Source organism: Legionella navarrensis (assembly GCF_052527415.1).
In genome coordinates this window covers 1-1,549 of the sequence record NZ_JBNVZR010000047.1, presented here as the reverse complement: position 1 = coordinate 1,549, position 1,549 = coordinate 1, and the positions used below count along the sequence as shown (strand labels likewise).

The window sequence follows — 1,549 nt, the reverse complement described above, 5'->3', positions numbered from 1 at the left end:
AACCGTCGCTGTCTGATTCACCGCGGCCGGATAGGTAAAGCTGTAGGTGCCAGGCGCTGTACCAGCCGGAATGGTACAGGTAATCACCTGACCCGAGGCTGTACAGCCTGCCGGCAGAGTCCCGATTGTCTGGCCGGCACTCAGGGTATCGGTCAACACCAGATTGGATGCGTTGGCCGCGGTGCCTATCACTGCCTGCAGGGTGTAATCAATAATATCGCCCGGGACAACGGTGGTACCAGTCGCAGGACTTGCAGATTTGCTCACCGCGATAATCGCGGGTGCTACCGGATGCGTGGTTGTACAGTTCGTACAGGTTGGTGTAGTACTGCTGCCGCCTGTCGGTACCACCGCATTGCTCACCGAGACCGTCGCCGTTGGCTTCACCGTGGCCGGATAGGTAAAGCTGTAGGTGCCAGGCGCTGTACCGGCTGCAATCGTACAGGTAATCACCTGACCCGATGCCGTACAACCGGCTGGCAACGTTCCTATGGTTTGCCCGGCGCTCAGCGTATCGGTCAACACCAGAGGGGAGGCATTGGCCGCGGTGCTTATCACCGCCTGCAGGGTGTAATCAATAATATCGCCCGGGACAACGGTGGTACCGGTCGCAGGACTTGCAGATTTGCTCACCGCGATAATCGCGGGGGCTATCGGATGCGTGGTCGTACAGTTCGTACAGGTCGGTGTGGTAGCACTGCCGCCGGTCGGTACGACACTGTTATCTACCGAGATCGTTGCTGTCTGATTCACCGTGGCCGGATAGGTAAAGCTGTAGGTACCAGGTGCCGTGCCGGCTGGTATGGTACAGGTGATCACCTGACCCGATGCCGTGCATCCTGCCGGCAGCGTTCCTATGGTTTGTCCAGCGCTCAGCGTATCGGTCAACACCAGGGGGGAGGCATTGGCCGCCGTGCTTATCACCGCCTGCAGGCTGTAATCAATAACGTCACCCGGGACAACGGTGGTACCGGTCACAGGACTGGCGGATTTACTCACCGCAATCGTGGCCGGTTTGATTGGATGCGTTGTTGTACAGGTTGAACAGGTCGGCGCCGTGGCACTGCCGCCCGTCGGGACAACACTGTTGCTCACCGAGCCGGTTGTGGTCGAGTTCACCGTGGCCGGGTAGGCAAAACTGTAGGTCCCGGGTGCCGTGCCGGCTGCAATGGTACAGGTGATGACCTGACCAGATGCCGTGCATCCTGCCGGCAGGGTTCCTATGGTTTGTCCGGCGCTCAGGGTATCCGTCAGTACCAGAGGAGAGGCGTTGGCCGCGGTGCTTATCACCGCCTGCAGGGTGTAGGTAATACTGTCGCCTGCTCCCACGGCGGTGCCGGTGGCCGGATTAGACGATTTGCTTACTGCGATTATTGCCGGTTTGATCGGATGGGTGGTTGTACAGGTTGAACAGGTCGGCGCGGTGCTGCTGCCGCCCGTCGGGACAACACTATTGCTCACCGAGCCGGTTGTGGTCGAATTCACCGTGGCCGGGTAGGCAAAACTGTAGGTACCAGGTGCTGTACCGGCTGCAATGGTACAGGTGATG

Annotated in this window: 1 protein-coding gene; it reads right to left on the bottom strand. The window is 59.6% G+C overall.

Annotated features, from left to right (window positions below):
- Positions 1–1,549: hypothetical protein (locus ACQUTA_RS13035; RefSeq protein WP_444988698.1), on the bottom strand; the 1,549-nt coding region annotated here is incomplete at both ends.